Source organism: Endozoicomonas sp., from assembly GCF_031844845.1.
Lineage (GTDB): Bacteria > Pseudomonadota > Gammaproteobacteria > Pseudomonadales > Endozoicomonadaceae > Endozoicomonas.
This window is the reverse complement of the sequence record NZ_JAVRMB020000152.1, coordinates 1-2,941: the sequence shown is the minus strand read 5'-3', so window position 1 is coordinate 2,941 and position 2,941 is coordinate 1. Positions and strand designations below refer to the sequence as shown.

The 2,941-nt window shown below is 46.3% G+C and carries 2 protein-coding genes; both read left to right on the top strand.

Going from position 1 to position 2,941, the window contains the following annotated elements:
* Positions 1-321: 321 nt before the first annotated feature.
* Positions 322-1,656, top strand: a complete 1,335-nt coding sequence (locus tag RM811_RS07730; RefSeq protein ID WP_402522575.1) for a hypothetical protein — start codon at positions 322-324, stop codon at positions 1,654-1,656.
* A 188-nt stretch (positions 1,657-1,844) separates the two neighbouring features.
* The gene (locus tag RM811_RS07725; protein WP_402522573.1) at positions 1,845-2,261 is read left to right on the top strand and encodes a hypothetical protein; all 417 of its coding nucleotides are present in this window, start codon (positions 1,845-1,847) and stop codon (positions 2,259-2,261) included.
* The last annotated feature ends 680 nt before the right edge of the window (positions 2,262-2,941 follow it).

The window sequence follows — 2,941 nt, the reverse complement described above, 5'->3', positions numbered from 1 at the left end:
CAGGCCAGGAATTTCCTAAAGGCGTTATGGCTGACATGCCAGTGATAACAACACGACTCAAACTGAAAAATCCTGAAGGCTGGTGGAGGTATACATGGTGTCAACTTTAATGTGACTGGTGGGGGAGAATCAAGTATTTGTGACAGGGGGGGAGGAAGCCCCACCCCTGCGGGTGTGATCTGTTTTGAACTAACCGGGGCAGGGTGTAATTTATAAATTTGTTTTGAAGGTATGTGATCAGCAATCTGTAAAAAGTTGGTTATAGTGGAACATTGCGTTTGAATTCTATTGGTTATTGGAAGTTATAGGAAAAAGAGCGTCATGGGAAAAGAAATCGATCAGGCCGTCAGGCTTATTATACAGTGGAGCAAAAAGCCTAAATGGGAAAGGTTTTACCATGAAACCCGGCAGTTGCATCTTCTGCCCGTCTGCGAAGAACTTGGTAAATCCGAACAGCAGGCTCTGTCGGATATTAACAAGGGTGGCTTTGGGGATATGCTCTTCGGTATCTGCCTGGAGGATTTCCTGTCCCGAAACTGGGGGCCACGGCAGACTAACCCGGTAGACGATCTGCTGAAATATAAAGGTGGCAAGTTAAGCTTCACAGGGAAAAATTACCTGAGGGCTATTAAGGACTCAGCGTTGCGATTATGGGACGTGGTTGATATTGATCCCGGCGAGTGGCTGGACGTCCGGGATTGTCTGAGACCTGAAGATACCTTTCGGGTTATCGAACATTCTGGCAGCCAGTCAATGCAGCATGGGGATATTATCGGGGCAAGGGTTATCAAGTCCGGAGGCGGTCACAGGTTCACCGGTGGTATTCTGATGATGCCGAGACTACAGGCGTTGAATATAAAAGATTCCATTCAGGCGGCGTCAGAGGGTCTTTCAAGGCATGAGTTGTGTGGTCTGATCGGTTCCATGTGGATACGTCAGGTTATTTCCCCGATACTTCCGGCACTCTTCAATACCGATGGTGAGGAAGCTTTGTTTGGAACGGTTTACTTCCGGATCACAGAACAGATTGAAGCGATTGAAACGGTTCTTGACCGGCACAGGGAGTTCAGTCGCGACGGTGATAACCCGCCTGCATGGACTTGGCTGGGTGAAGGGAGCAAGACAACCACGGGCAGGGAGGCGTCTGTATCAGGGATAGTGCTTTCCTCACAAAAGAACGGAAGACAATGCCTTGGTCAGATACGGTTGGAAAATGAACGTTTGACGCTGGACGCCAATGGTAAAAATCGGGTAGGGCAGGGTGTTGCCCTTATTAAGTCCCTGGTGGGGGATTATCTTGTGGGTGAGCCCCTGATCAAATACCAGACGCCTGAGCAGTTGCAGCAGGATCAGGAAGCGTCCGGTTCGCCGTCATCTTCCGGGCCTTCACTCAGAGAAGAACTGGGTGATGAAGAATATGGAAAAATCATGTCTGACTTTTTTGATCAACACTATCAGGAAGTGTTAGACCAGCTGCTGCCAGTACTGGATAACCATTCTCCGAGAGAAGCTGTCGCCGAAAAGCAGCTTCTGCCGAAGCTGATAGTGTGGCTCAGGCATGTGGATAGCGCAGAAGCTGACCGGGCAGACCGTGAAGGTTTACCTGTTTATGATACGCAGTGGATCTGGGATGAGTTGGGGGTTACCGGTCGTTAGTTTGACCGCTTGAATCGGGCTTGCGAGATTGCCGATAAAAGTTGCAGTATGAGCATTGAGCCAGAGGCGGATAGCCAGATTCTGGTTCTTCACTGTTTTGAAATTCTAATTATCAGGTTGTATTTACGAAGAAGTTAACCGCAGGCAATTACAAGGAGGACAAATATTATATTGCTGTGGTAAAAGCAGTGACTGAGATATTAGAAAAGCAAAAATACCTAACGCCGATAAGTGTATTTGTTACTATTGGTTTGCTTTCAAATGGAAATGTTGTGAGGTGGAAAAATGGTTCGATCCCCTATTTAGAGCGAGTGATAATATGCAACTTAAGTAAAGCCAGTCGTATATTGAGACTCATTCGTTTTCATTGTCATGACCTGAATATGACGCCATCCATCAGTGTTTACAAAGGTAAAAAACGCTTTCTGCGTTTTAGCAAAACGGGAGAAAAAAATCTGGAAGAAGGAAGAAGCCTATTCCAGATATTTTGTATCCAACAGAAAACAGTGCTGACAAATCAAGGCAGGTGCCGAATCGCAAAGCAGCTGACAGACACTCTTCCTCTTCTCAACAATCTCGCCTCGTTAGGAATTGTCCTGAAATAATTCCGACATTTGGGAAAACAGTCATTATTATCGACCAACTCCGCTGTCATCCTGTACAGGGATTGTACAGGATCCATCCACAGGGAGGTGACTGCCGATGGTTGGCTATCCCTGCCAGATGGATTGTGTACAATCCCTGTACACAATGACAGCAGAGAACGCAGCCGGAATTGTTTACAGTGGTACTCCTCAGGCCCCAGGTGCCTCAATCTACTGGCAAATGGATAATTCATTTCGGGACGATTCCTTAGTAAAATTTGTGGGTCATTTCAGGTTCAGGCAGCTTACCAAGTACGTGATATAAAGAGATTTCAGCACATCTGTAGGTCCTGAAACCGTACGATTTTCTCATAGTGAGTTTTAATTTGGTGTTCAAGTAAACCAGAACAAACAACTGAGACTGCGGGTCCAGATTTAGTCCAGAGTTATTTCATATAATCTACAGTTATTCTTGCTTTATCCGAAGCTTAATCCACACTTATTCATATAATACGGAATAAGTGTGGACTAAATGGCAAAGCTTCTTTTCTCAAACTCTACCAGTGAAGCCAAAAAATATGCGCTGGCGGTGCAAAAGGGGGAGCTCACCCGAATTCGCCGGGGAGTTTATACGGATGCGGCTTATGAGGCTATCCCGCAACTTCTGGCAAGCCGCTGGTATGAGGTAGTGGCTTATCTAT